This is a genomic window from Fulvivirga marina (genome assembly GCF_016775155.1).
Lineage (GTDB): Bacteria > Bacteroidota > Bacteroidia > Cytophagales > Cyclobacteriaceae > Fulvivirga > Fulvivirga marina.
Genome location: NZ_JAEUGD010000066.1, coordinates 40,639 through 67,063 on the forward strand (window position 1 = coordinate 40,639; position 26,425 = coordinate 67,063).

Annotated in this window: 21 protein-coding genes; 12 read left to right on the forward strand and 9 right to left on the reverse strand. The window is 39.3% G+C overall.

Annotation, left to right across the window (positions count from 1 at the left end):
* On the reverse strand, positions 1-1,185 hold the full coding sequence (locus tag JMN32_RS21195) for a thiolase C-terminal domain-containing protein (protein ID WP_202858387.1): 1,185 nt from the start codon (positions 1,183-1,185) through the stop codon (positions 1-3).
* 266 nt (positions 1,186-1,451) lie between these two features.
* Between JMN32_RS21195 and JMN32_RS21200 the strand changes: the two genes are divergently transcribed.
* The gene (locus JMN32_RS21200; protein WP_202858388.1) at positions 1,452-2,129 is read left to right on the forward strand and encodes a hypothetical protein; all 678 of its coding nucleotides are present in this window, start codon (positions 1,452-1,454) and stop codon (positions 2,127-2,129) included.
* A gap of 85 nt (positions 2,130-2,214) precedes the next feature.
* Here the strand turns inward: JMN32_RS21200 and JMN32_RS21205 are convergent, their stop codons facing one another.
* From JMN32_RS21205 to ade, 3 genes are all read right to left on the reverse strand, one after another.
* Positions 2,215-3,333 (reverse strand): transporter, encoded by a 1,119-nt coding sequence (locus JMN32_RS21205; protein ID WP_202858389.1) that lies wholly within the window; start codon positions 3,331-3,333, stop codon positions 2,215-2,217.
* A 206-nt stretch (positions 3,334-3,539) separates the two neighbouring features.
* A complete protein-coding gene (locus tag JMN32_RS21210; RefSeq protein ID WP_238354575.1) occupies positions 3,540-4,082 on the reverse strand; it encodes a hypothetical protein in 543 nt (180 codons plus the stop codon).
* A gap of 83 nt (positions 4,083-4,165) precedes the next feature.
* The gene (gene ade, locus JMN32_RS21215) at positions 4,166-5,788 is read right to left on the reverse strand and encodes an adenine deaminase (RefSeq protein WP_202858391.1); all 1,623 of its coding nucleotides are present in this window, start codon (positions 5,786-5,788) and stop codon (positions 4,166-4,168) included.
* 963 nt (positions 5,789-6,751) lie between these two features.
* On the opposite strand from ade, the gene JMN32_RS21220 reads away from it, so the two are divergent.
* Positions 6,752-7,258 (forward strand): YciE/YciF ferroxidase family protein, encoded by a 507-nt coding sequence (locus JMN32_RS21220; RefSeq protein WP_202858392.1) that lies wholly within the window; start codon positions 6,752-6,754, stop codon positions 7,256-7,258.
* On the opposite strand, the gene JMN32_RS21225 is transcribed toward JMN32_RS21220, so the two are convergent.
* Complete coding sequence (locus tag JMN32_RS21225; RefSeq protein ID WP_202858393.1) at positions 7,255-8,106, reverse strand: universal stress protein; 852 nt, start codon at positions 8,104-8,106, stop codon at positions 7,255-7,257. The two genes, JMN32_RS21220 and JMN32_RS21225, sit on opposite strands and share 4 nt — an antisense overlap.
* Positions 8,107-8,571: 465 nt before the next feature.
* On the opposite strand from JMN32_RS21225, the gene JMN32_RS21230 reads away from it, so the two are divergent.
* From JMN32_RS21230 to JMN32_RS21255, 6 genes are all read left to right on the forward strand, one after another.
* Positions 8,572-10,572, forward strand: coding sequence for an amylo-alpha-1,6-glucosidase (locus JMN32_RS21230; RefSeq protein ID WP_202858394.1), 2,001 nt, complete (start codon positions 8,572-8,574; stop codon positions 10,570-10,572).
* The gene (locus JMN32_RS21235; RefSeq protein ID WP_202858395.1) at positions 10,572-11,879 is read left to right on the forward strand and encodes a glycosyltransferase family 4 protein; all 1,308 of its coding nucleotides are present in this window, start codon (positions 10,572-10,574) and stop codon (positions 11,877-11,879) included. Before JMN32_RS21230 ends, JMN32_RS21235 begins: the two co-directional genes overlap by 1 nt.
* A 28-nt stretch (positions 11,880-11,907) precedes the next feature.
* Positions 11,908-13,185: a glycoside hydrolase family 57 protein gene (locus JMN32_RS21240; protein ID WP_202858396.1), complete on the forward strand. Its 1,278-nt coding sequence runs from the start codon at positions 11,908-11,910 to the stop codon at positions 13,183-13,185.
* Between the two features lie 188 nt (positions 13,186-13,373).
* A complete protein-coding gene (gene corA, locus JMN32_RS21245) occupies positions 13,374-14,318 on the forward strand; it encodes a magnesium/cobalt transporter CorA (RefSeq protein WP_202858397.1) in 945 nt (314 codons plus the stop codon).
* A 91-nt stretch (positions 14,319-14,409) separates the two neighbouring features.
* Positions 14,410-15,471 (forward strand): DUF6340 family protein, encoded by a 1,062-nt coding sequence (locus JMN32_RS21250; protein ID WP_238354576.1) that lies wholly within the window; start codon positions 14,410-14,412, stop codon positions 15,469-15,471.
* A 174-nt stretch (positions 15,472-15,645) separates the two neighbouring features.
* Positions 15,646-16,062, forward strand: a complete 417-nt coding sequence (locus JMN32_RS21255; RefSeq protein WP_202858399.1) for a hypothetical protein — start codon at positions 15,646-15,648, stop codon at positions 16,060-16,062.
* A gap of 105 nt (positions 16,063-16,167) precedes the next feature.
* Here JMN32_RS21255 and JMN32_RS21260 read toward each other — a convergent pair whose 3' ends face one another.
* Positions 16,168-17,811 carry a sensor histidine kinase gene (locus JMN32_RS21260; protein WP_202858400.1) on the reverse strand — a complete coding sequence of 548 codons (1,644 nt, stop codon included), beginning with the start codon at positions 17,809-17,811 and terminating at the stop codon, positions 16,168-16,170.
* A gap of 626 nt (positions 17,812-18,437) precedes the next feature.
* Here JMN32_RS21260 and JMN32_RS21265 point away from each other — a divergent pair.
* The 4 genes from JMN32_RS21265 to JMN32_RS21280 all read left to right on the forward strand — a co-directional run bounded on the left by JMN32_RS21265 (position 18,438) and on the right by JMN32_RS21280 (position 21,181).
* Entirely contained in the window at positions 18,438-18,719 is a 282-nt protein-coding gene (locus JMN32_RS21265; RefSeq protein ID WP_202858401.1) for a hypothetical protein, read from the forward strand.
* A 251-nt stretch (positions 18,720-18,970) separates the two neighbouring features.
* Entirely contained in the window at positions 18,971-19,909 is a 939-nt protein-coding gene (locus tag JMN32_RS21270) for a DnaJ C-terminal domain-containing protein (protein WP_202858402.1), read from the forward strand.
* A gap of 18 nt (positions 19,910-19,927) precedes the next feature.
* A complete protein-coding gene (locus JMN32_RS21275; RefSeq protein ID WP_202858403.1) occupies positions 19,928-20,302 on the forward strand; it encodes a hypothetical protein in 375 nt (124 codons plus the stop codon).
* Between the two features lie 48 nt (positions 20,303-20,350).
* Positions 20,351-21,181: a universal stress protein gene (locus JMN32_RS21280; protein WP_202858404.1), complete on the forward strand. Its 831-nt coding sequence runs from the start codon at positions 20,351-20,353 to the stop codon at positions 21,179-21,181.
* A 141-nt stretch (positions 21,182-21,322) separates the two neighbouring features.
* Here the strand turns inward: JMN32_RS21280 and JMN32_RS21285 are convergent, their stop codons facing one another.
* The 3 genes from JMN32_RS21285 to JMN32_RS21295 form a co-directional block, all read right to left on the reverse strand.
* Positions 21,323-21,730 (reverse strand): OmpA family protein, encoded by a 408-nt coding sequence (locus JMN32_RS21285; protein WP_202858405.1) that lies wholly within the window; start codon positions 21,728-21,730, stop codon positions 21,323-21,325.
* A 154-nt stretch (positions 21,731-21,884) separates the two neighbouring features.
* Positions 21,885-24,092: a S9 family peptidase gene (locus tag JMN32_RS21290; RefSeq protein WP_202858406.1), complete on the reverse strand. Its 2,208-nt coding sequence runs from the start codon at positions 24,090-24,092 to the stop codon at positions 21,885-21,887.
* Between the two features lie 123 nt (positions 24,093-24,215).
* The gene (locus JMN32_RS21295; protein ID WP_202858407.1) at positions 24,216-26,282 is read right to left on the reverse strand and encodes a carboxy terminal-processing peptidase; all 2,067 of its coding nucleotides are present in this window, start codon (positions 26,280-26,282) and stop codon (positions 24,216-24,218) included.
* Positions 26,283-26,425 lie beyond the last annotated feature (143 nt).

Here is a 26,425-nt window from a genome sequence, read left to right on the forward strand (position 1 = left end):
CTACAACCGGGTAAGCACGGATGCACAATTGGATGTACCAGACCCACCAATATTCATAACCAGCCCGGATTCTGCACCGGATACGCTAAGCCCCATAGGCTGATCAGTCAACTGCTTATAAATATATGCATGCATTGACACTCCCGTTGCTCCTATTGGGTGCCCTTTGGCTTTCAATCCACCTGATGCATTTACAACGCATTTTCCGTCAGGGAATACAGTTTTATTTTCAATAGCCTCAAACTCTCTTCCTGGTTCTGCCAAACCCAGGGCGCTATACAAAAGCATTTCCGTAATGGTAAAGCAGTCGTGAACCTCTGCTAGCTGTATATTTTCTATAGTCATACCTGCTTGTTGTAAGGCATTTTTAACAGCAAAAGATGCTCCTTCAAGGAAATGATCAGATTTATGCACTCCAAAAGTATCCAGATAATCACTGGCATTATAGAAGCCTTTTAAAGCCACTGCTGAACCGGAAGATTCTCCTTCTGCTTCCAATACAAGTGCCGCCGAACCGTCGGAAATAAGGGAGCAATCATGCAGTCTTAGTGGAGTATTGATCATAGGATTTTTTTCATCCGGTATCCCCATAATTTCTTCTGCTGTTCTGGCCTTTTGCAAATGTGCCAAAGGGTTTTGGGCTGCATTGGTATAGTTCTTTGAGCCTATTGCGGCCAACCATGGTCTTACCTGTTCTTCACGAAAACCATACTTATTCATCCACCCGTTAGCCAACTGGGCAAACATACATGGAGCAGTTACATCTCTCGCACCTTCCTCAGGCCAGTAAGTAGCCAAAGCCAAAGATCGGGTTACTCCTTTTGTATCTAGTTCAGTCATTTTTTCAAGCCCGACAACCAGTGCCCGCTTTATAATACCTGATTGAATGGCCATAGCAGCCATATGAACCGCTGAAGAGCCAGAAGCACATGCATTTTCCGTGCGATACATGGGTTTGTGACGAAGGCCGGGCATAACATTCACACCATAAGAAGCTATATTTTCCTGGTTATTAAAACTGCCTCCACTAAAATTGCCAACGAAAACAGCGTCTATATCCTCTGCCTTTCGTTGTGCATCCTCCAAAGCTCCTTTAATTGCTTTCTCATACAGACTATAAAGTGATTCTTCTTCAAGTTTTCCAAACGTGGAATTATATGCGCCAATGATGTTTACTGCTCTCATAAAATATGGGTTTATTTCAAATATAAACCAACCTTTAGCTAACCTGAAAGAAGATGTAAACTTTAATTTCACTTAGATACTAATATGTGGTCAATGCCTTACTATTACTTAACAGAAATAATCCATTTTATAAGTGCTCACTAATAAATGATATTGAAAACCTGCTAACCCCAGAATGAACGGTTTGCTTAAATTTTAACGTTGCCTGAATACATGGTCACTCACATACTTTTTTATACTTATAATTGCAAACACATACGCAAAGCATGGAGCAGCTCTTAAGTCAGGAAGAAACGTACAATATGATCAGGCGCCTGAAAAACAGTGAGCTTATCTGGCACTATGATCAGAAGAAACACCGCATAACTATTGAAGCTGACCCGACCAGTGAAGAAAGTATCGGACTACGCCTTCCTGTAAATTTTCCACATATTGACAATCTTGATGCTTGGGATAGTACTGAGGAGAGTGTTGGCTATATACTCATCCTCATTCAGGCCGGTAAAGCTGCATTAGGGTACTTTGATGATGATATCATGATTGATCATAAGGTATTTAAATCGTATATGGTTAGAAAGAAGCAAGGTAAGAGTCAGGTTAAATATTTAAAATCCAAGGGAAAATCCCGAGCGGGTTCACGCGTAAGATTAGCCAACACAGTTCACTTTTTCGAAAGCATTAACGAAAGGCTTCATGAGTATTTTGATGACTATGAAATTAACAGAATAGGATTAAGTTGTTCTAAAACCCTGCTTCCATACTTGTTCAACTCTAAGGTCGACTGCCCGTTTGGCAAGAAAGATGAGCGACTGTTTAAAATTCCAAAGCACATAAATACACCTGGCTATGAGATATTAGCAGAAACCCAGGAGTGGCTGCTTCAAGGTGAAATAAAATATTCGAAGATATATCAATCTCAAATTGACTTTCTATTAAACCACTAATAAAAGATATAATTATAAAGAGCATCCGGGTACTTTAAGCCCCCTAGCCTTTCAGTACCCCGGAATCGCTCTTTAACATCAAATACTATTGATTAGCATTGAAAATATTACTTACCTGGTTCATTTTATGAAACCGATAAACTACTCCTACATTAATGAGATAATCTGCAAATGCAGCATCGCCATGTCTCGGTTCTCCTGTTTCACGCTCACGTTTTTTATCCAGATAGCTTTGAGTTCTGTTCCTTTCTATAGCAACCGGTATACTTGCGGTTAGCAGGAAATTTCTCAACTGGTAGTTTAAACCAGGTTCTACTGAAATGGCATAGCCGGGCCTTCTATATGCATCGCTCCCTCCTATGAGGTCATAAACTGGCACACACTCCATGCGACCTCCCACCGACAGGCCCAAACCATTTAGAGGTGTAGCATATACCATGCTCAGCCTGGCAGCGTATTGATCAGGAGCTGCATACGGAGTGGATCCTTCCCTTCTTCTGGTACCATTGTCTTCCTTTGGATTAATTAAATAGTAAAAGCTTCCATTCAAAATGAGTTTTGAGCTAACCTGATAGAAGGTCTGAGTTTCGACTGTAAGACCCAAGCCACCGTCTCCTGGTTGTATGGATTGGTCTAACGGGCGTGTAACCATTTCCCTGTCTGGCCCTACATTGTAGAACTTACCTTCCGCATCATAATCTCCTGTAGGAAGCTTTAGTCCCATGGCCAACGCCACGTTGACTATAGGATGCTTTTTCGGGTCCAGAAACCAATGTCCCACTGCGAAACGAATATCAGCCAGCCCTTTTGAATAGGTCTTATGCCGATCCCCCAGGCTATTTCCTCCGTGCTCATACATAGAGGAGCGTTCGTGATAAACAAATGGTATGGTAAGGGAAGCATAATACCTCCTGGCAAACGCATAGGTGTAGGAAAAGTCAGCAAAATAAGAGTCATTAATAACTTCAGTTCCAAGTTCCAATCGCTCCTTTTCCTCTTCTGTTCCTCTGAAGTGCCTAAATGAATGAAAATATCGGAAGTTCATGCCAGCTGTGGATTCGCCCGGAAGTAAAATGGCCCCTCCGCCTACTCCGGTACCACACCCGGAAAACGAACGAATGGCAACACAGCCTTGGCCGTGCAAATTAATATAAGGAAACAAGCCTAAAAAAAATATTATTAGGGTTAAGTTGATTTTTTTCATAGTAAATAAAATATCTTATATGGGTTAACAGCACTGCACATAACAGTGTACCTTATTCAAACCAAATTAATGAACAGGTATATCAGGAATCATGCAAAGCACTATGCCCTACTACGTGATTAGATAAAGGGTTAATACAGAATTAGTATGTTAAAGGCTAATTATCCAGCATGCATTGAATAATTCAATAGAATTTAATTAACCTGTTAGCCTATTTTGGGAGGGGGCGACGGGACTTGAATAAAGAGAGACAACCATCTGTCTAAGTAACCGTCAAAGGTACCTAACCAGTCAACACCGTTGGGTGCTTTCATAGCCGAAGCAAGCCAGAATATAAAATCTTTAGACATGGATTTCCACAATTCCACACTTCCATTTTTGGATATAGGAATACTAGTGAATGATACAGCCCAATCACGTAAAACATTATGAAGTTGCTCCATCTTATTGTCCTTAACATAGAGCAGATGAAGGGAATCCTGAGCATAGCGATATTTCACAAACCGGTAAAACTTTCCTTCAATTTGGATTGAGCCAGAAGCCTCCTGATACTCTTGCTGATCAGGGCTATAGGGTAATGATAATGGCGTTGATATTTTGTTGAGTTCATGAACACTGAGACCCGCCCCTGACACTTTTTGCTTCCACTGGCTCTCTATTTTGTACCACATAACCAGATAAACCCCATAGTAACCAATATGATAGGTCAGGAATATGCTAAGAAATACTATGGAGATATACCTCTTCATATCTAACAGATGATACATATTAGAGATAAATTCTAACTTTTAAAAGTATAGCATTGCCTTTCTCTTAGCCTATGTGATGTACTCTATGCCTTAAATACATCGGTGAACTCAAAGCGATTGCCCTCAAAAAGGCCCTTATCACTTAATTTTAAAGAAGGAATCACCAATAAAGCCATAAAGGATAGGGTCATAAATGGTGAATTAAGTTTGCAGCCTAGTTCCTTGGCCATTTTATCTATTGCTTTATATTGCTTAGCCACTTCATAGCCATCTTCAGGAGACATGATCCCTGCCACGGGAAGTTTCACGATCATACTTTTATCCCCACCTACAGCAGAGACTCCCCCCTTGGCCTCAATAATCATATTAACAGCTATGGCTATAGAGTCATCATCAACACCCACCGCTATAATATTGTGTGAATCGTGCCCTACCGATGATGCTATAGCACCTTTTTTGAGACCAAAGTTTTTTATAAATGCAATTGCAGGGTCAGCGTTTTCATAGCGGTTGACCACAGTTATCTTCAGTATATCATCATTTATATCTGAAACAGCATGGCCATTATTAGTCTTAAGTTTATGGGATAACTCATTGGTGATCAATTGCCCATCCAGTGCCTCAATCACTCTGACATCATTTCCTTTGGCTTCGAGAGCAAAATCAGAGGTCTTCTTAAGTTTTGTATTGAAATTATTGATTACCTTATTTTCAACCCTCAGAATTTTTGTAACGCCATCCTCAGCCACCAGTTCTCCATTGATAAAAGTTTTGAGTACTTTAAAATCATTCGGATTATTAACTACTATAAAATCAGCAGGATCACCTATTTTTAATTTCCCCACCTTCATACCATAATGTTCAATAGGATTGATACAAGCAGCTTTCAATACTTTAAATAAGTTTATACCCTTAGCCAAAGCCCGTTTTACCAGAAGGTTAATATGCCCCTCTTCCAGGTTATCGGGGTGTTTATCGTCAGAACAGAACATCATGTGCTCCCAATGGTCATTCATCAGCTCAATCAAGGCTTCAAAATTCTTGGCAGCACTCCCTTCCCGGATAATCACCTTCATGCCATACTTGAGCTTATCAGCCGCCTCTTCAGCAGTAAAGCACTCATGGTCAGTGCTTATTCCGGCTGATATATATTGTTTTGCCATGTCTCCTTTAAGTCCTGGGGCATGGCCATCCACTACTTTGCCATACTTTTGAGCCAGTGATATTTTTGCTTTTACAGTGGGGTCATCATTCAAAACCCCTGGCCAATTCATCATTTCAGCTAAGTAGCGTACTTCTTCTTTTTTCAATAACTCCTCAACACCAGCAACATCTATTTCTGCTCCAGCTGTCTCAAAAGGTGTTGCCGGAACACAACTTGGGGCTCCAAAATAGAACTTAAAAGGCACTTGCTTCCCATTATCAATCATATAATTAACACCTTCAACCCCTAGCACATTACCTATTTCATGTGGATCAGAGATGGTCGCCACAGTACCATGTACTACTGCCATGCGAGCAAACTCGGAAGGTACTACCATAGAACTTTCAACATGCACGTGAGCATCAATAAATCCCGGAAGCAAGTACTGCCCATCCACATCATCTTTTTCATTGATAGCAGTAATCACTCCACCTTCAACCACTATTTCCCCTTTAAAGATTTTTTGATTTTCAATGTCGATGATACGTCCTGATATCTGCATGTATATATGATTTAGTTAGGTGTTTAATATTACAGTTGCTTAAGCTAGGGCCATTCCAAGATTAACATTCCATTCGAACGTTAATGGCTATATCAATGGTCAACCAGAACTAAAACTGGTTTAATTCCGAATTCAATAATAACAATAACTCCCCAATTGACATGGAAAATCAGGAAGTTAATATCAAATAAAATTAATGATACGAGAATGCTACTTTTTCTAATTTATCCGAAATTAAAATGTAGTCTCCTGACAACCAGGCACTGCCATCAGTTTATAACCAAAACATCCGGTTACGCACCATTTTTGCGCTGGAGAAATGGTCAATATAGATGTTCAAGCCTGATTCCAACTTAGCGGATAAGTGCAACAACCTGAGGCAGAACAATGTAAGTAAAATAGTTTTATTGTAAAAAAACCGATCCATTTTATTGTATATTCTTAAGTAACTTTTTGATGATGACAAAAAAACATTCACTCTGGAACCCCTAGATGCTTGTAAATACCTCAATTTAAATACTTAAACAAACGGCTCTCATACACCTTTCATAATATCCGTCTCATCAGGTTTAGTGTCTCACAAATTCCATATAATCAACTCCTTATTCTATCATAAACATTATGAAGCAATAACCTGTTATACTTTATATGAATTGTAGAGCGCTTAACTCTCCATTACGCACCTGCTTACTACTAATATAGATTAATGACTTATATTTTTAACTTATTACATATGTACCAATATGAACGTTTTTCATAAAAAAATTAAGCTTGAGATACCCATTTTCTTGCTTCTCATCAAAGAATTGTTTAGCTTTTAATATAGTTAAACGGGCAAAAGTGTTGGGATGAAAATCAACAAATATCCGTTCAGAAGGCTTTGAAATGAATATTGGGTAATTGTGTAGAGATATTTGTTTAAATGTATAATAAACATGACTCTAAACAGAAAGGAATACCATTATGAAGAAGATCACCAATATGAAGGACATGATGCTGCAACAGATTCGCTCATTATATGATGCAGACCGGACCATATACAAATCACTACCATTACTCAAAGAGAAAGCATATTCTAATGATTTGAAAGAGTTAATCGATGAGGAAATAGAAGAGAAGCTTCGCCAACAGCACCGTATGGAAATTATTTTCACAATTTTGAAGGAAGATACGGAAGGCCAAATTGATGATGTAATGCGTTGCATGACAAAATCTCAAAGAAAGCTTACCAATCAATGTACCGAAACTGAGCTTTCTGATACAATGATGATTATCACTGGTCGTGCTATGGCAACGCATCAGATTAATGGCTATCAAACTGCAATAACCTGTGCTGTCTCTGCCGGATGCCCCGATATCACAAGGCTATTGAGACGAGCCTTGCGTGAAGAAAAGGGGATGGAGAAAAAATTGGGATTATTAGAAGAAATGCACCTCCAATCGGAGCCTCTCGTTAAAGTCTGCCATTAATTAAAATGATCCATTGTCTTCCCCAGATGACATGTCCAAATAGGGCACCTAGCATGATTTACTAAATTTTCGGCTACGCTGCCGGTTAAAAAATGTGGTAACCCTGTTCTTCCATGTGTACCTAGAGCTATCAGGTCTGCATTAACAGATTTCCCAAAAGCCAATATACCTTCATCCTCATGCTTATTTTTATAGACATTCAGCGTGTAATTCCTGAATTTATACTTCGAAACTATCTCTTCCATACTTGCCAACTCATCTTCTTCATCAGCATGCCCACCTGTATCAATTTTTACTATATGCAAATGAGCATGAAATGCCTTTTGCAAATGCTTTAATTTTTGCATCAATTCATCGCTCTCTTCTCTTAAATCGGAAGCAAAGACTATATTTTCAATCTCAGTGGCCTCTGCTTCCTCGTGTATGGTAATAACAGGGCATAATGAGTTGCGTACTACTTTTTCGGCATTGGAACCAATAAAAATTTCTTTGAGTCCAGATGCTCCTCTGGTACCCATTACTACCAAGTCAATACTTTTATCCTGAATAGCCTCCTGAATTACAACTGAAGGACTGCCTATTTGTACATCGTAAGTAGCCTCCAGCTCCAGTTCGCGGATCAAAGCTTCCATTTTCTTTAAGGAGTTTTCCTTAAGCACATTGACAAAATCCAGATCTGCAGGTACAGGAACCATCATTCCCATGGCATCTACCATTGCCCCTGATGGGTATTCAACAACATGTAAAAAATGAACGTGTGCTTTTTCTATAGTCGCTAAGGCCAGAGCAAAATCTGTTGCATAGCCTGCATATTTTGAAAAATCAGTTGGAACCAGGATTTTGTACATCTGCCGTATGTTTAATAATGAACCAATTATACTATTAATTTAACGAAAAGCTTTCAATAGTTCTTACAATTAATAATAAGATACCTAGCACTTTTAAACAAAAAATACAGCTACCAAAATCGGTATGGTCCCTATTATAAAACCTCCTCTTTTGAAATAAGCCATTGAAAAAGACATAATATCGAAGATGACAATTTCCTGATTAGTTTTTAACTAAAAAACATTAGGTTATAAAACTTTGGCTATGGCAAATATTTTCACTCAATAAACCACTCATCATCAGTAATTTTTCCAAAAACCATCTCACAACTTAACGTTTTCACAAAACAACTTGATCATGCCTGTGTTTATTAGAGCATACAACACGGTATTATGATTACGATCAGAAGTGATAAATGACCGAAGTCATCGCGATTCGGCTTAAAAATATATTTTTTGAGAGTTATCCACTAAAACCAACCAACCATGTCGTATATCAAATTGACCAAGCCTTTACTTAATGACATTTCTTATTCGAAAGAAAAAGAAATTTTGCTGACCAACTGTCTCGGAGCTTACTGCTCTACGTCAGTTTCTACCTGTAACACTCGGAAGTATCACGGGCTTTTGGTAATTCCTCAACCCAAAATCGATGACCAACACCATGTGATGATTTCCAATATCGACGAAACAGTGAAGATAGGTAAAACAGGGTATGCTCTTGCTGTTCATCAGTACCCCGGGGTACACTTCCCTGAAGGACAGCAATACATGAAGAGTTTTCTCCTTGAAAAGGCCCCTAAGTGGACCTTTTACATAGGTGAGGTTATACTGGAAAAGGAAATCATCCTTAGCCGTGAGTCTAATACATTAATGATCAGATATCATATCCTGGAGGGCAAGGGGAAAATAAAGTTGCAATTAAGGCCATTTATCGCCTGCCGAAATTACCACACCTTGCGAAATGCAGACAACCATTCACAGGCTACCTTTAAGGAAGCTAATAATGGGGTTAGATTCAGTATGTTCCGTATGTATGATCCTTTATTTTTCCAAAGTACAAGAAAGGGTACCTTCTCCCCTTCACCGGATTGGTACCATAATATAGAATACTATAAAGAAAAAGAAAGAGGATATGACTATACAGAATCACTTTTTGTACCCGGTAATTTTGAATATACACTTCACAATGGTGATGAATTAATATTTGCTGCTGGCACCCGTGAGGTTAAACCCCGCTTACTCAAGCGCACCTTTCAGAGTGAAAGGGAAAGGATTATCCTGAGGAAAGACTTTGGGAGCTGTCTGCAAAATGCTGCTGAACAGTTCATTGTCCATGATAACCAAGGCGCATATATCATTGCCGGATGGCCTTGGTTTGGAAAGTGCAGGAGCCGCGACACCTTTATAGCCCTACCTGGCCTAACTCTTACCACTGGAAAACCAGCTCTCTTCAAACTGATAATGGACTCCATGTTGAAGAAGTTAAAAAGAGGTTTTTTCCCTAATACCGGAAAGGGTAAACATAACGGCTACAATGCTGTTGATGCCCCTCTATGGTGTATTTGGGCATTGCAGCAGTATGCTATACAAACCGGTGACAGTAAAATTGTATGGCAAATTTATGGTCACTCTATTAAGTCTATATTAAAAAACTTTAAAAACGGCACGCATTATAATACTCACATGCTGAAATCCGGCCTGATTAGTTCTGAGCATACAAATCACGCCTTAACCTGGATGGACGCGGAACAAGACGGAACCCCCATAACCCCTCGCTTTGGCATGCCAGTTGAAGTTAACTCCTTATGGTATAACGCAGTAAACTTCGCTTTGCATTCTGCTGAACAATCAGGTGATAAAACCTTTGTTAACCAATGGTCTAAATACCCCGAACTTATAAAAGGTTCATTTATTTCAGCGTACTGGAACGAGGCCAAAGGCTACCTGGCTGATAATATAGATGGAGAAAATGTGGACTGGTCATTCAGGCCAAATCAACTATTCGCCATTTCGCTACCCTTTAGTCCTTTGAATAGTGGCATGAGCGAAAGTATCATAGATCAGGTAAAAGATGAGCTGCTAACAACCAGGGGTGTGAGGACGCTATCCCCCTCTGACCCTAATTATAGAGGCACTTACTTCGGAGATCAATCCAATCGAGATCTGTCATACCACCAAGGTACCGCATGGATATGGCTCTTAGGGCCATTTATAGAGGCCTACCTTAATGTAAAAGGAACAAAAGGCATCAGTTTTGTTAAAAAGATATATAATGACCTTGAGCCCGCCATTATTGAGCTTGGACTTGGAACACTTTGCGAAGTTTACAATGGCAGCAATGCAGTGCCAGGCGGTGCTATTTCTCAGGCTTGGAGCATCGCCGAAGTACTCAGGGTAAAACAACTTATAGCACAATACTCAACCCAAAAGAAAAATATATTGAAAAATAAATCTTCAAAAATAAAAGAACTCTATAATCTATAATGAAGGTACTCATGTTTGGGTGGGAATTCCCACCACACATTTCAGGTGGGCTGGGCACGGCTTGCTACGGTATTGTTACAGGGCTTCTCCGAGAGGAAGTAGAAGTAATTTTTGTCATTCCAAAGCTTTATGGAGATGAAAACAGTGAAGCATTCAGACTGGTCAGTGCCAGCGATGTATTGATAAATACGAATAAACCAGTGACCAGGAAATGGTCAGAGCGGCTTCAGTATATTGAAGCACAATCGCCTTTGGCCCCTTATACTTCATTTGATCAGCCGGAAGTTAAATGCACCGAAACAGTGGAGATACGCGAGACTGAAGTAATGGAAAAATATCCACTTCAACGCTTTGAAATGACCGGCAAGTATGGTACTGAGCTAATGCAAGAGGTACACAAATATGCCGTTGTTGCATCAGAGATCGCAAGTACATATAATTTTGACATTATCCATGTGCATGACTGGCTTACATTTCCGGCTGGCATTGCCGCCTCGGAAGCAAGCGGAAAACCTCTGATCGCACATATCCATGCTACAGAATATGATAGGTCTGGCATAAATATTAACCAAGCCGTATTTGATATAGAAAAAGAGGGTATGCAGCAGGCAGACCATGTCATTGCTGTAAGCGATTATACTCGAAAAATAATCATTGATAAATATGAAATAGATCCAAACAAGGTCAGTGTTATACACAATGGGATCTCTTCAAAAGACAATGAAGCAGTTCATTCATCAAAGGGCATTCAGGAAAAAGTAGTGACCTTCATGGGTAGGATCACTTACCAGAAAGGCCCTGAATACTTCGTAGAAGCAGCCAGAAAAGTGCTGGATGTAATCCCCAATGTAAGGTTCGTAATGGCCGGCGGTGGCGACTTAATGAACACCATGATTGAGCGGGTTGCTGAATTAAAGATGAGTTCCAGGTTTCACTTTACAGGTTTTCTAAATGGAAGCGAAGTGGATAAAATGTATGGCATGAGCGATGTTTTTGTCATGCCCTCTGTATCCGAACCCTTTGGAATAGCCCCATTGGAAGCAATAAAAGCCAATGTACCCGTGATCATATCCAAACAATCGGGAGTTTCTGAAGTGTTAAAAAATGCAATAAAGGTTGACTTTTGGGATGTGGACGCCCTTGCCGACGCCATAGCCGCACTCCTACAATACAACAGCCTTTCCGGTTTATTCCGGGACCACGGAAAGAATGATATTAAAGTGCTGAACTGGCAGAGGTCAGCATCCGTTATAAAAGAGGTTTATATCCGACAACTCAAGTCTTCTTCCCCGGAAATAAGTCGATAAACTTTACAACTATAAAACCAACAACTGTATGAGCGCCATTTGTTTTTACTTTCAGATTCACCAACCTTTCAGGCTTAGACCTTATCGTTTTTTTGACATAGGTCGTAACCATGATTATTACGATGAGACAACCAACCCTGCTATTATTAAGAAAATTGCAGAGAAATGTTATTTACCTGCAAATGAGATCATTCATAACCTCATTTGCAGGCATAACGGAAACTTTAAAGTAAGTTTTTCCATATCTGGTTCTGCACTTGACCAGTTTGAACGATATGCACCAGAAATTCTCACTAGTTTTCAAAAACTCGTTGATACCGGATGTGTAGAACTACTGGCTGAAACATATGCCCACTCGCTAGCCTCGGTAGCTTCGAAAAAGGAATTTAGACGCCAAGTGAGTCAGCATGTAGGGAAAATCTACAACATATTTGGACAGCACCCAAAAGTTTTCAGAAATACAGAACTGATTTATAATGATGCTGTTGCTCATCAAGTGGCAGACATGGGCTTCAACGGTATCCTCACTGAGGGTGCTGATAGCATATTAGCCCATAAAAGCCCCAATTATGTTTATCTAGCTCACACACCCTCAGAGCTTAAAGTTCTACTCAAAAACTATAAACTTAGTGATGACATTGCATTCCGTTTTTCTGACCAGTCATGGAACCAATGGCCACTAAGTGCGGATAAATACGTCCATTGGCTAAACCGATTGCCTGAGCAGCACCATGTGATTAATCTCTTTATGGACTATGAGACCTTTGGAGAACATCAATGGGCAGATAGTGGCATATTCAATTTCTTACAGGAATTGCCTGAGCAGATTCTTTCTTCATCAGGATTCAGTTTTGTTCACCCTTCAGAGGCCTTGAATAAGTTTGAACCGATTGATATCCTTTCTGTACCACATACTATTTCTTGGGCTGATGAAGCCAGGGACTTGAGTGCCTGGTTGGGCAATTCGCTACAATGCGATGCCTTTGAAAGCCTTTATAAATTAAAGAAAAAAGTCAGGAGATGTGAAAACCCTGAAATACTCAGAGACTGGCAATACCTTCAGGCCAGCGACCATTTTTATTATATGAGTACCAAAGATTTTGCTGACGGGCAGGTTCACAACTATTTTAATCCCTATCCTTCTCCGTATCTGGCCTTCATCAACTACATGAATGTGCTTAGTGACTTTGAAGTAAGGCTTAATAAGTGCTTACGTACAAAAGCCCGTCTTATAAAGCACAAGCAGTTGATTGAAAATCTATTAAGGGATGAAAAAAGAAGTCTGGAAGCTTCCGTAAAGGTTTAAGTCTGACTTGCTCCCTCATGGGCAGGCGGCAGCCCGCCCATGAACACTCTCCCTACTATGGCTATTTATCTCACTATTTTTAAGGTAGTCGCAAAATAATAGAATCCCACCATCACCATTGCAAACTGCCAAATATAAATAGTTACCTTAGCGTCGGGTTTTCTTAACAAATTAAAGACGACGAAAAATTGATAAACATAATCACTAAAGAAAATGGCAAAATAGTCGTAGAACCAGACGTTAAAGTTTTACCTGACTCATTAAATAACCTGCTATGGATAGATCTGCTTTCTCCTTCCAAAGAAGAAAAGGCTCTAATAGAAAAAGTCATGGAAATAGAACTCTTTACCCGCCAGGAAAGTAAAGAGATAGAAAGCAGCTCCCGATACCTTGAAAATGAGGAAGAAGTTGGCATCAACCTTAATTTTCTTAAACGCAATATAGAAGGAGGATTTGCCAATGAGCCTGTCTCATTTATTCTAAAGAACAACATTCTTATAACACAACGTTCGGGAGAGTACAATACTTTTACTGACACCCTGAAAAAGATCAACATATTCAAACCCAAAACAGGTGCCAATATTATGTTGACTTTATTTGAAACCAGAATTGATTTTGATGCAGATCTCATTGAAAACATAACTGATCATATAACTGGTATCAGTAGAGACCTGGTAAAAGACAAGGATTTGGAACGCGACCTATTGATCCGAATCACTTCTCTTCAGGAAACCACAATTGCCATACGCGAAAATATTGTGGAAAAGCAGCGCATACTTTCTTCCATACTAAAGAGTCGATTTTTTCCAAAAGACGATTATGAAACGATCAGGGTAATGATCAAAGACGTAGGTTCATTACTTGACCATACCGCCTTTAGTTTTGAAAGATTAGAGTTTCTTCAAAATACTTTTCTGGGCTTAGTGGATATGGAGCAAAACCGGATTATCAAAATCTTTACAGTAGTAACAGTGGTATTTATGCCACCAACACTAATCGCCAGCATGTACGGTATGAACTTTGTTTTCATGCCCGAGCTGGATGAAGTCTGGGGCTATCCTTTTGCCATTTTACTGATGATACTTTCTTCCGCTGCCACGCTACTTTTCTTTCGACGAAAGAAGTGGCTCTAATGCACTTATATAACATAAGGAACTAACAATATTTCTGGTAAAAGCATCATGATATTTATATATTGATTTTTAGAATATCTCCGAAACTCCAATGAAAAGAACGGTTACAAAATATCTTAGTTTTATATTATTAGTCTGCATGATAGCCCTTGGTGCTTGTTCTGGTACACGCATCGTAACTATGAATGCCATGCGACCGGCAGAGATCACATTTCCATCATATGCCAATACTATTGTAATTGTAGACCGCTCAAAATTCGACAAAAATGCAGTCAATATTGTAGAAGGCATATTGACCGGTGAGATGCCCGGAGAAGATAAGGCCGGTGTGCAGGCCACAATGATGGCATTTCAAAACCAACTTATGGCTTCACCTCGTTTTCATACTAAGGTGGCCAGTGAACAACTGATCGGGAATAGCATCACTTCTGCTTTTCCTGCAGCACTTCCCTGGCTTAAAGTTGAGCAAATGGCAAGTCGATATGGTGCAGAAATATTAATAGCCATAGAAATATTTGATACTGACTTTGTAATAACCAACGGCAAAAGAAAAGTTAAGAAACAAATAGAAGAGGACGGTGTGAAAAAGGAAATCGAAGTAGATGAATATTATGCAGAAGGTGTAGGCAACCTTACTATCGGCTTTAGGGTCTACGATCCCAAGGAAAAAACAATTGTTGACCAACAACTCTTCTCTAAGTCAAATACTTGGCAGGCAGCAGGAAAAAGTGCTAAAGATGCTCTGGCTGGCCTTATAGCCAAGTCTGACGCAACCCGCTATATGGGCAAAATAGCTGGTTCTGATTATGCCTACAAAATCGCTCCTATGCCAATCAGGATTTCGAGAGAGTTTTACAGCAAGTCAAAAAAAGTACCTGAAATAGCTGCGGGCTCCCGATTAGCCGATATCAATGACTGGCAAGGGTCAGCAAATAAATGGGAAAGCGGACTCAGCCATGCTGCTACAAAGGAGGCCGGGTATCTCTGTTATAATATCGCAATATCTTACGAGGTCATGGGTGAGCTTGAAACCGCTAAAACATGGGCAGACAGGGCCTATGTAGATTATGGTAACAAAAAAGCACGAGATTACTCAGCCACTCTGAATAGACGTATGTACCAAGAGCAACGTGTTCAGGAGCAAATGAAATAATGACTTCTCACCACTGATTTAATTTAATAAACCCTTCAACAAGTTGAGTAAAAATTTTCCCAAAAAGTTGAGGAAATACTTCCCTGAGGCAGACACACTATAAGGCTTGCAAGCAGTTTTACGCATTGGCACAGTTATTCCAATACTGTAACAGTAATGCAAAAATTGACCGCCATGGAAAAGTCTATATTATTGGATTCCATCTATGAATGTGTTGAGGCTTGTGAAAACCTAACAACCACATGCGCACAGTCATCAAATAAAACATTTGGAAAGAGTTGCTTAAACCAGGCACTGGCTTGTACTGATGCAGGAATGATCCTTATCATCAAGCTTAACGAAGAACCTAACTCACTTCATAAAAACCTTTTTATACAATTTATAAAATGCTGTCAGGCATGTATAAATGCTTGTGTAGGGTACAGAATCTATCAAACTTTAAGTGTAATTATGAAATGTAGAAAAGCCATTGAATACTGCTCACACTACATTGTTGGACAGCACCATACCAATACCTATCAATTCACTCCCCCTTCTCACTCGTTAAAAAAATACACCCAGCTCATGAAATCAATTACTCCTCAATCGTAATACATAACTGAACCTAAATAAATTCTCCATCGGCCATTACCAAGCCCTTTTGCAATCTTTTTTATTATTTATACATTTTATTTTATAATCACTAGCTTGTTTCACTCAATTCTGTTGCGAAAAAGGTAATATAAGCGAAAAAGTTGCCCCCTCTCCCAGCGTACTTTTAACCTTTATTATTCCACCATGCTGCTTGGCTATTTCCTGAGAAATGTACAATCCCATGCCCAAACCATTCGCACTTTTTGCAGCATCTGATGACCGGTAAAACTGATCAAAAAGCTTGTCTTGTTCCTCAACAGGAATACCTACACCAAAGTCCACTACATCAATCCGAACATGCTCAGTTCCTTTTATGGTTCTTATAATCACTTTATTAGCTTTCGGTGAGTATTTAATAGCATTGGATAATAGATTATTTACTATTTGCTCAACTCTACCTCTATCCGCAATTATCAGGTTATCCATCCCTCCATCAAAAGCGATTTCATGTGTTGGCGTATCATGTTGAAATATCTCTATTACATCCTGAACCATATCATCAATGTCAAATTCACTTTTGTTTAATACAACCTTGCCTGATTGTATTCTGGATACATCCAAAAGCTCACTTATCAGTGCATTTAATTTTTCTGTACTCCTGTATGCTTTATCAAGATAAGAAGGCACCGGCTCAAACTTGTGCTCGCCAAGTATTTCCCTAAGCAGCTCAATGTAAGCCTTTACGCTGGTTAGAGGCGTTCTCAGTTCATGACTTGCTATGTTGAGAAAGATATCTTTTCTGTGCTCACTTTCCTTCTGTTCATGTATATTGGTATCAGTACCTATCCATTTAATGATGTTGCCTTGATCATCCTTTATAGCGATAGCCTTGATTAGAAACCATTCATAATGTCCATCTTTTGCTGCCAGTCTTTGTTCTAAAATAAAATCCTGCCCGGTTTTCACACAATGCTTCCATAGCTTCTCACCTATCTTCAGGTCATCGGGGTGAACCGTCTTGCGCCAACTTTCATCATCATTAGATTCCAAACCCGTGTATTCCTTCCAACGCCCATTTACATAGGTTGACTCTCCTAAGGGATCGGCACCCCAGGCTATTATTGGTAATGACTCTAATAGTAACCTCCCTTCTTTCTTGACAGCCTCTTTCTCACTAATCTCTTTTTCCAGGCTCTGATTGACACGCTTAAGCGCCTCAGTTCTTTCCTCCACTATTTTCTCAAGTTCTTGGGGGCTTCTGTATTGTATAACCCTGGGGGCAACCTTGATCAAAGCAAAAACGGTACCTATAGAAATAACAGCAGTTAAGAACCTAACCATTGCACTGAGTTTATAGACAGGTTGCCAAAATATAACAGCGTCAATCAGATGTGTGAGGCCACAAGATAGAATAAGTGCCATAAATAATAGCATAATACCCGAAAACGGAAGTCCTGTGCCATTCTTTTTATACAAGAAAAAGCCAAGTATAATGGGTATGGCAAAGTAAGCCAGCCAGATACCTATATCGGATAAAATATAGGTCCAGCCATGAACCGCACTCCATGAACCACACTGCCATCGTGGAGGCCACTTACTTGTGTCAAAGATACTTGCAAAAAAACCAGAATACTGCTCATTAGAAACTGAAGCTGGTATGCAAGAAATAACTTCACCTGTTGAATTGCAGCGAGCAATGGGCTCAGTATGCCCCTTAAATGTTATCAGTACTGTAAAGAAGAGTATAGTAATTGCTTTTGTTTTCATCTATATGGGGAGCTAACTATAATACAAAAACTAATTTCAAAAAATAAGAGCCAAATTGCCTATCCGTTTAGTACACAATACACAAAAGGCAATGTCTTGAGAATCATAAATATTTATAACCTGATGTACATATTTATGAGAAAGCTGCCATTTCAAGTCACCATATTTTCCTTTCAGAGTAAATGGCATATGCAATGGAAATATATTTCAAGATTCCCGGCCTCTTCGCTAGTCTATAGCACAACCTCAGTTTGCCTCTACTGCCTCCAGATTTGAAACAATAAATGACAGATCGTAAACTAAACCAAACCAGTACATATACATAGTGCTTCTACCCGACATTACATTTAACTTTAGAGTTACATTTTAGGCATTATTGTTACATTAATAAAATTAGACAATAATTTACAGCTAATCATTTAGAAACATGTAATATCTTACACCGTACGTTTTAATTGAATTTTAATTATTGGTAGTTGCAACGGCTATCAAATAGCAACTTTTAAGGCACCTTAAGTCACTGACCTTAAGCAGGTAAAAAAAACGTAAAATTATTCTCCAAAACAGGCATTATTTCTCTAATATTTTATTAAATTATATAGAACTAATCAGCTAATAACATATACATGAAATTAAATGATGAATACCACAATATTTTAAGGTATACACGCAGGTTAAAAGTGAAGTCGTATGACCTTCGTTCCAAGCTCACGGCTTTAGTATTGTTTACTGAAGAATCAGAGAATTTGACGCAGGAGCAAAAGAATTGCATTCTTCAAATTTGCGAAACAATAGGAAAGAAAAATGATGAGCTCATTTATTCCGAAAAGCAACTGGAAGAGGTGCTCGACCAGCTGTTTCCGGACAGTACCAGGGCTCCATATATTCATTCCGCATTAGAAGGCTAGTGATAGCTTGTGTGTTTCATCAATATAAGCATACTAATAGCTAAGTGCCCTGGATTAAAATTCAGGGCATTTTTATTGATAGCCTCAGGATTAATATAAGGAAGAAGCGACATACCACTTAACCCAATATGGGGATGATATAAGTCATGTTTCGCATTGACCGTCGTTATTGTCCGAAACAAGTGTTAGTAACTAAATTTAACTCATTCACTGTTTGGTTTGTTATTATTAAACAGACATTAAGGCTCAATATGGAATACAAAGACTATTATAAGATATTAGAAGTTGATAAAACTGCATCTGCAAATGATGTAAAAAAGGCTTATAGAAAACTGGCTGTTAAATATCATCCGGATAAAAACCCTGATAACAAGGTTGCTGAGGAAAAATTTAAAGAAATAGGCGAAGCTTATGAAGTTCTGAAAGATCCGGAAAAAAGAAAGAAGTATGACCAGCTCGGTAGTAACTGGAGGCATTTCCAGCAGTCCGGTGGGCATGATAGTGACTTCGACTGGTCTAGGTATGCCTCAGGTCAGCAAGGCCAGGGCTACTCATATTACCAGGGTGACCCTAATGACATATTTGGAAACACAGACTTCTCAGACTTCTTCGAAACCATTTTTGGTGGTAGTAGCAGGGCCACCGGTGGAAAAAGAAGACATAGAACTCCGGCAGGACAAGATTTGCATGCCGACCTTCATATCAGTCTGGAAGATGCATTTCATGGTGGTCCAAAAACATTCAGTATTAATAGTGAAAAGATAAGGATAAAACTTAAACCTGGTGTAAATGACGGTCAAACACTAAGGCTCAAGGGAAAAGGTGCTTCAATTGTCCCTAATGGTCCCCGAGGAGATCTCTACCTGAAAATAATTATTAACCCTCATCCATTGTATCAAAGAAAGGGTAATGATCTCTACCACGACCTTGCCGTTGACATTTATACTGCTATACTTGGTGGAAAAGCAACTGTACGGACTCTACATGGAGCAGTGAACATAACCATACCTGCCGGAACTGCCAACGGTAAAGTTCTTCGAATAAAAAGTAAAGGTATGCCTACCGGAAAGACGTACGGGGATTTGTATTTGACCATCAATGTACAGATTCCTACTCAACTATCAGAGGAAGAACAAGACCTTTTCAAAAGGTTGCGTGACATGCAAAAGCAAGATACTTATGTAAGCTAAAACAAACCCGTTAAAATCATGGAAATATCAATCACATCATTAGAGAGAGTACCAACTGAAAGTGCTGTTTTGCTACGTTTTCTGGAAGCATTGAATGATCATGAATTAAGATACTATGCTCAGGACTGGATGAAGTCTATTGGTTATGAAAATGTAGATGAGCTTAATAGTGCTATTTCGCCACTGATTGATGCTATGAACAGCGTGCATATGAGCACCTCTGAAAATATTAAACCGGTGTACATATGTAATAAAGGGAATGTCTATAGAGACTGGAAACTGTCACGTCTTGGGCTGACTTACCTTGCTTTAAACTCACCACACAAAACAAAGAAAATCAGTCAGTTACAACTTAAAATCTTATCAAAATATTTTAATAGTGAAGTACACTGATGCACTCTAAAAAATAAATAGCTAAAACTGATTAACCCCTTAAAAGTTATGCTCAAAATATTAATGCCAATTGACTTTTCTGAAAGCTCATTGAATGCCATGTCTTATGCAGCTCAAATGACCAAGGCCTTTCATGCCAAACTTATATTAATGCATGTTGTGGAACCAGTCGGTGGTGATGCCACCATGTTTGTGGATGACCATATCATTACGGAAGAAACGTCGGAGGCCAAAAAGAAATTAGAGAATCTTACCAATGAGCTTGATGATATCAACACTCCTTATATTGAAACATTAGTTTGCGTTGGTTTCCCTGTAGACAAAATATTGGCCACGGCAAAAGAACAGCAGGTTTCGCTAATAGTTATGGGTACAACCGGTACAACCAACAAGTTTGAGGATATTTTAGGCAGCAACACCTATAAAGTAGTAAAGAACACTAAATGTGCAGTGGTAACGATCCCCCTGGAATCAAAAAAATTCAATATCAAAAAAATTGCTTTGGCAGTGGATCTTCACAAAAAGGAAAACATCCACCTTCTCACTATTTTGAGACACTTTTTAAGGCATTTCAAAGCGCAAATCTTTTTTCTACACGTTTCAAAAGGTGAACACCCATCGCTGGCAGATGATGCTCATTCTGACGCTGTATTATGGCTTGCTGAAAAATTCAGAGAGTTTGAGCATAGTTTTGTAAACGTATCGTCTGAAAATGTTGCCGAAAGCATTAATGAGTACGCTTATCAGAATGACATCGATATGCTGGCCTTAAGCCCTGAAAGTCACAATATTTTTGGGCAGTTGTTTAAAGGGAGCACCACCCGAAATCTAGTACTACATAGCCATGTACCTCTATTAACCCTACCAGCCGATTACTGACGAATTTTATACATACTACATATACAATTGCTTTTCAAGCATATGCCCTTTATTTGTGTTCCTTTATCAGATCACTTAGAGTTCTGGAAACTTGTTGATAAAGCTTTCAAAATAACATACCAGGTGACCTGGTTACCTAGGTCAAAACACAACAGGCCAAAGTATGACATCAACCCTCCGGTTCATGATACGGCCGTTATGTGATGTATTAGTATAAAGTGGATTAGAAAGACCAAAATCCCGAATTTTGATCATCTCCCGAGGCACGTCTATTTCCATTAATTTCTCAATAACAGCCATACTGCGCATTCTGGATAACCAAAGATTATATTCGCGCCCCCCAATATTATCGGTATGACTAAAGATGATCACTTCATAATTCTCCAACCGTTCCACTCTCTGAATGAACTCCTGCAACTTTTCTACCTGTAAATCATCAATATAGTATCTTCCACCATCAAAATAAATACTCATCTTTATGAGTGAGTCCTGAGGTAGTACCTCGAAACAGGAGAAGATCAGGATGAGAAGTACAAGAAGCCTTTTCATATTGATGCGGTTATCCTTACAACATAGTTAACGACATGAAAACCATCATGGTTTATCTATGGATGGATTTACTCCTTTTTCTTAAATAAAAAATCCATTCATCTTCCATCGATGGAAAATGAATGGACTTTATCTTAAGTCTCAGGCTTAATGCCTATTTTAAATACTGATTCAGGTAATTAACATATTGTGAGTATAGCAAGACGTAACTTACACCATCATAAGCCACGCCATGAGCACCAGGAGGATAGATTCTAAGATCGGCATCCTTTCCATAGTCAATAAGCGCTTTTACCAATTGCATCGTATTTTGCATATGAACATTTTCGTCCATCGCAGAGTGTGCTATAAACATCTTCCCTTGTAGGTTACCGGCAGCCGTGGTAGAGGCGCTTCTTTTATAGCCACCTTCATTATCCGCCAACAGGTCCATATAGCGCTCAGCGTAAATACTATCGTATAAACGCCAGTCGGTAACAGGTGCCCCTACTAGAGATACCTTAAACACATTAGGGTGATTTAGCATGGTGTAACTTGACATATACCCTCCATAGCTATGTCCTCTTATGGCCATCCTTTCCCCATCAACCCAAGGCTGGGAGGCCAGATATTTGGCTGTTTCAACAAAATCTTTGCTTTCGATCTCACCCAGGTTCCGATATACAACTTTCTCAAATGAACTACCATAACCTCCAGAACCTCGGTTATTAACACTAGCAATCACATACCCTTCCTGAGCCAGGTATTGCTCCCAGCCATTAGAAGCAAACTCATTGTATACAGACTGAGCTCCTGGGCCTCCATAGATATTCAATACCAGTGGGTATTGTTTATTTGGATCAAAATCTTTTGGTTTAATTACATAGCCATCAAGCTTTTGCCCATCAGACGTAGTAAAGCTGATGAGTTCTTTAGGCGCATAGAAGTTGTCAGAAGTAAATGCTTTAACCTCATCATTACTTTCAAACTTTTTGAGCATTTTCCCCTTGATAGATAATAATTCTACCTGTAATGGTGTATTTGAATTAGAGTAAGAATCAATGTAATACTTACCATTTGGAGCAACGTTGAGGTGATGACGTCCCAGAGCTGTAGTCAGTTTCTTTTTATTTTTACCATTAAAGTCAATAGCATATAGATGTCTCTCAAGTGGAGATGCCTCTGTACTGGTATAATATATTACGTCACCTCTGGAATCAACTGCCTCAAAACGGGTTACTTCCCATTCACCTTGTGTAACCTGATTAAGCACCTTGCCTTTGTAATCATATCGGTAAATATGGCTCCACCCATCTCTGTCTGATATCCAAAGGAACTCTTCTTTATCTTCAGGAAAGAAAAAAAGATGCATAATACCTGCGAAAAAATCAAATACATCTACCCATACCTCAGATTCTTCTTCCATAATCAACTTTCCCACACCAGTATCAGCATCATTAAAGAAGAGCTTAAGGTGGTTTTGTTTTCTATTCAGGTGTACTATAGCTAGCGTACCTGGCTTCGAAGTCCAGTAAAGCCTGGGAATGTATCCTCCATCAAGCTTCACATCCATCCATTGGTTACTCTTTTTAGCTATATTGATCACCCCTATCCGTACTGAAGGGTTAGTGTCTCCAACCTTTGGGTAGGGAACATTAACATACTCAGCATGCTGCCCTGAATAGTCAGTCATCTGAAAAATGGGTACTTCTCTTTCATCCGACTGCCAAAAGGCAATATACTTGCTATCAGGTGACCATATCCATGCCTGTGCAAGTCCAAATTCCTCCTCATAGGCCCAACCAAAGCGCCCGTTGTAGAAATAGTCTTCTGCATCAAAGGTAAGTTGTGACTCTTTTTGTGAGGCAAAGTCAAAAATATAGAGATTTCCTCCCCTCTCATACCCCACTTTGGTACCATCTGGAGATATCTCTGCAGTCTGTGCATCCTTGGCTACTAGTTTAAGTGATTTGTCCTCTAGGGAATAGAAATAAAAATCAGAAATACCCGATCTTCTCCAAACCGGTCTAAAATTAGTTTGAAACAGAATGTACTTTGAGTCCTTTGACCACTGAAATGAAGTATACTCAAAGTCTTTCTCCTGTCCTGGGAATTTTACCCCTTCCGCCTTGAAGACAAGCTCATCGCTCTGCGTTTTAGGGTTAAAAGATCTTATTTCAGGTACTTCCGCCTCACTGGCTATATATGAAAAACGATCTCCACCATCTATCCAGTTGACGCTGCGAGGTCCAGCGTCTCCAGACAGGGTTCTTCCTGCATATATAGCCTCCTTCAGATTTTTATACTCTTTCTTATCTTGTGCAGAGCTTAAGCCGTAACACATGAAAAAGATAAGTAGTATACATAACTTTCGGTTTATCATAACTATTATAAAGTTTAGAATTTAGAACCCTTAAAAGTAATACTTTTTCGGCCCCCTCAGAAACAAAAAAGGGAGAGTAGCAATTACCACTCTCCCTTTTTTGTTTAATTTTACTTACAATTTTTACCCTATGTCGGAAATCATTTGTGTCAAAATGATAACCCCTTCTTTTAGGTATTGATCTTCTATATTAATTTCATCAGAACTGCCTTCCCCTTCCTTCTGTATTTGAGCCCCTGACAAGCTTACACGTTTTGCTTCACGCTTTTCTGCTTCATCAATCTCTTTTCTTCTTTTCTCTTCATTTAACGAGATTTGCGTTTTAGAGAGATTGAGTTTGAGTTCTTTGGTATCCTCTACCAACGCTTTTAATTCAGCACTGGTTTCAAGTCTCTTGGCGTATTCATCATTCAGTTTAAGTACCAACTGTGGTGATACTTCCTGGGTCATATTAAAAGTTGTGCTGTTGATCTGATCCCAAGGTAGAGCACTTTTGCTTGCGCTTTCTCCAAACTCTTCAGCATCAAAGGCAGAAGGAAGGTTAACATCAGGACTTACCCCTAAGTGCTGTGTGCTGCTACCTGTAACCCTGTAAAATTTCTGAAGTGTTAATTTCAACTGACCTACCTTTTCGCCCTCCGGCACCTGCAAATATCTCCCCAAGTCTATTACACTTTGAACAGTCCCTTTTCCAAAAGTTGGTTCTCCTATCACCACCCCCCTATGGTAATCCTGAATAGCTGCAGCAAAAATCTCGGAAGCAGAAGCACTAAATCTATTGATCATAACTGCCATCGGTCCATTATATATAATCTCAGGATCTTCATCTTCACCAACTTCCACTTTATTGGTAGAAGTTCTCACCTGAACCACAGGACCATTTTTTATAAACAATCCGGTCAAGTCTATAGCTTCAGCCAGCGATCCCCCTCCATTGTTTCTAAGATCCATCATCAGGCCATCAATACCCTTCTTTTCCAACTCTTCAACCAACCTTTTAACATCTCGGGTTGTACTGGTGTAATTTGGATCTCCTTGTTGATAGGCATCAAAATCCATATAAAAGCTCGGAAGTGTAATCACCCCGATCTTATATTCCTTACCATTCTTCATCAGAGGAATCACATCGGCCTTCGCCTGCATATCCTCAAGCTTAATTTTATCGCGTACAAGTGTGATCACCTGAGAGGGACCATTTACGCCGGTTTCGGCTGGTAATATTTCTAATCTTACTGTAGTACCTTTAGGCCCTTTGATGAGCTGCACCACATCATCTATTCTCCAACCTATAACATCAACGATCTCTCCATCTTCACCCTGTGCAACACCTGTAATGCGATCATTCTCATGCAACAGATTACTTTTTTCGGCAGGCCCTCCGGGTAATATCTGTACTACTTTAGTAAAATCAGCCTCGGTTTGCAACCTGGCACCTATACCTTCCAAAGAAAGGCTCATGTTTTGTTTGAAGCGGTCAGAAGTTCTAGGTGAAAAATAATTAGTATGCGGATCAAACGCCTCAGCCACGGCATTCATAAACACCTCAAAGACATCTTCCGAACGGTGCTGTTGAGCTGCCTTACTAAATCGCTCATAACGCTTCTTAATAGTTTCCTTTATACCTTCCTTGTCTTTTCCATTAAGTTTCAATGATAAAGTCTGACTCTTCACCATTTTCCTCCATAGATCATCAAGCTCCTTTTCTGATGTAGCCCATTCTCCCTTTGAGCGATCAGTATTATAATACTCATCTACCGAATAATCAAAGTCCATATTGATCATACTGTCTAATACAAAAGTCATACGGTTATCAAAACGCTCCTTAAACACATTGTAGATTTCATAGGCGGGATTGACGTTGCCTCCTTCCAGATAATCATCAATCTTAGTTCTGTATTTCTCAAATTTTTCAATATCAGATTTTAGAAAATACGACTTGTTGTTATCCAGTGTCTCAATATAATCAGTGAGTATAATTGATGACAGGGAATCGTTGAGCTTTATTTTTTTGTAATGATAGGTATCGAGAATTTGAGTAATAAGTTTGGCTTCATTGCCATAGTACGACTTAGGCGTAATTTTAGTAGAATCACTTAATGTAGTATTAAAATCTAGGACTGAGTTGGAGCTGTAGGTGATAAAACTTAAAAGTACCAGAATTGGTGCTATGAGTATCGCGATCTTCTTCATGCTTCTCTTCTTCTTATTTCAGTATTAAATATTTTGATGTATAACGTATATACAACGAAAAGGGTGCCAGATGTAAAAAAAACTTAGTTAAAACACAGAACGAACCACTGCAGTTCAAAGTCTACAATCGTTCATTTAATTAA

What these genes read in the sequence shown, in the direction of transcription:
- JMN32_RS21195 (WP_202858387.1), bottom strand. Translation starts at nt 1,185, where the DNA reads ATGAGAGCAGTAAACATCATTGGCGCATATAATTCCACGTTTGGAAAA.
- JMN32_RS21200 (WP_202858388.1), top strand. Translation starts at nt 1,452, where the DNA reads ATGGAGCAGCTCTTAAGTCAGGAAGAAACGTACAATATGATCAGGCGC.
- JMN32_RS21205 (WP_202858389.1), bottom strand. Translation starts at nt 3,333, where the DNA reads ATGAAAAAAATCAACTTAACCCTAATAATATTTTTTTTAGGCTTGTTT.
- JMN32_RS21210 (WP_238354575.1), bottom strand. Translation starts at nt 4,082, where the DNA reads ATGAAGAGGTATATCTCCATAGTATTTCTTAGCATATTCCTGACCTAT.
- ade (WP_202858391.1), bottom strand. Translation starts at nt 5,788, where the DNA reads ATGCAGATATCAGGACGTATCATCGACATTGAAAATCAAAAAATCTTT.
- JMN32_RS21220 (WP_202858392.1), top strand. Translation starts at nt 6,752, where the DNA reads ATGAAGAAGATCACCAATATGAAGGACATGATGCTGCAACAGATTCGC.
- JMN32_RS21225 (WP_202858393.1), bottom strand. Translation starts at nt 8,106, where the DNA reads ATGTACAAAATCCTGGTTCCAACTGATTTTTCAAAATATGCAGGCTAT.
- JMN32_RS21230 (WP_202858394.1), top strand. Translation starts at nt 8,572, where the DNA reads ATGTCGTATATCAAATTGACCAAGCCTTTACTTAATGACATTTCTTAT.
- JMN32_RS21235 (WP_202858395.1), top strand. Translation starts at nt 10,572, where the DNA reads ATGAAGGTACTCATGTTTGGGTGGGAATTCCCACCACACATTTCAGGT.
- JMN32_RS21240 (WP_202858396.1), top strand. Translation starts at nt 11,908, where the DNA reads ATGAGCGCCATTTGTTTTTACTTTCAGATTCACCAACCTTTCAGGCTT.
- JMN32_RS21250 (WP_238354576.1), top strand. Translation starts at nt 14,410, where the DNA reads ATGAAAAGAACGGTTACAAAATATCTTAGTTTTATATTATTAGTCTGC.
- JMN32_RS21255 (WP_202858399.1), top strand. Translation starts at nt 15,646, where the DNA reads ATGGAAAAGTCTATATTATTGGATTCCATCTATGAATGTGTTGAGGCT.
- JMN32_RS21260 (WP_202858400.1), bottom strand. Translation starts at nt 17,811, where the DNA reads ATGAAAACAAAAGCAATTACTATACTCTTCTTTACAGTACTGATAACA.
- JMN32_RS21265 (WP_202858401.1), top strand. Translation starts at nt 18,438, where the DNA reads ATGAAATTAAATGATGAATACCACAATATTTTAAGGTATACACGCAGG.
- JMN32_RS21270 (WP_202858402.1), top strand. Translation starts at nt 18,971, where the DNA reads ATGGAATACAAAGACTATTATAAGATATTAGAAGTTGATAAAACTGCA.
- JMN32_RS21275 (WP_202858403.1), top strand. Translation starts at nt 19,928, where the DNA reads ATGGAAATATCAATCACATCATTAGAGAGAGTACCAACTGAAAGTGCT.
- JMN32_RS21280 (WP_202858404.1), top strand. Translation starts at nt 20,351, where the DNA reads ATGCTCAAAATATTAATGCCAATTGACTTTTCTGAAAGCTCATTGAAT.
- JMN32_RS21285 (WP_202858405.1), bottom strand. Translation starts at nt 21,730, where the DNA reads ATGAAAAGGCTTCTTGTACTTCTCATCCTGATCTTCTCCTGTTTCGAG.
- JMN32_RS21290 (WP_202858406.1), bottom strand. Translation starts at nt 24,092, where the DNA reads ATGATAAACCGAAAGTTATGTATACTACTTATCTTTTTCATGTGTTAC.
- JMN32_RS21295 (WP_202858407.1), bottom strand. Translation starts at nt 26,282, where the DNA reads ATGAAGAAGATCGCGATACTCATAGCACCAATTCTGGTACTTTTAAGT.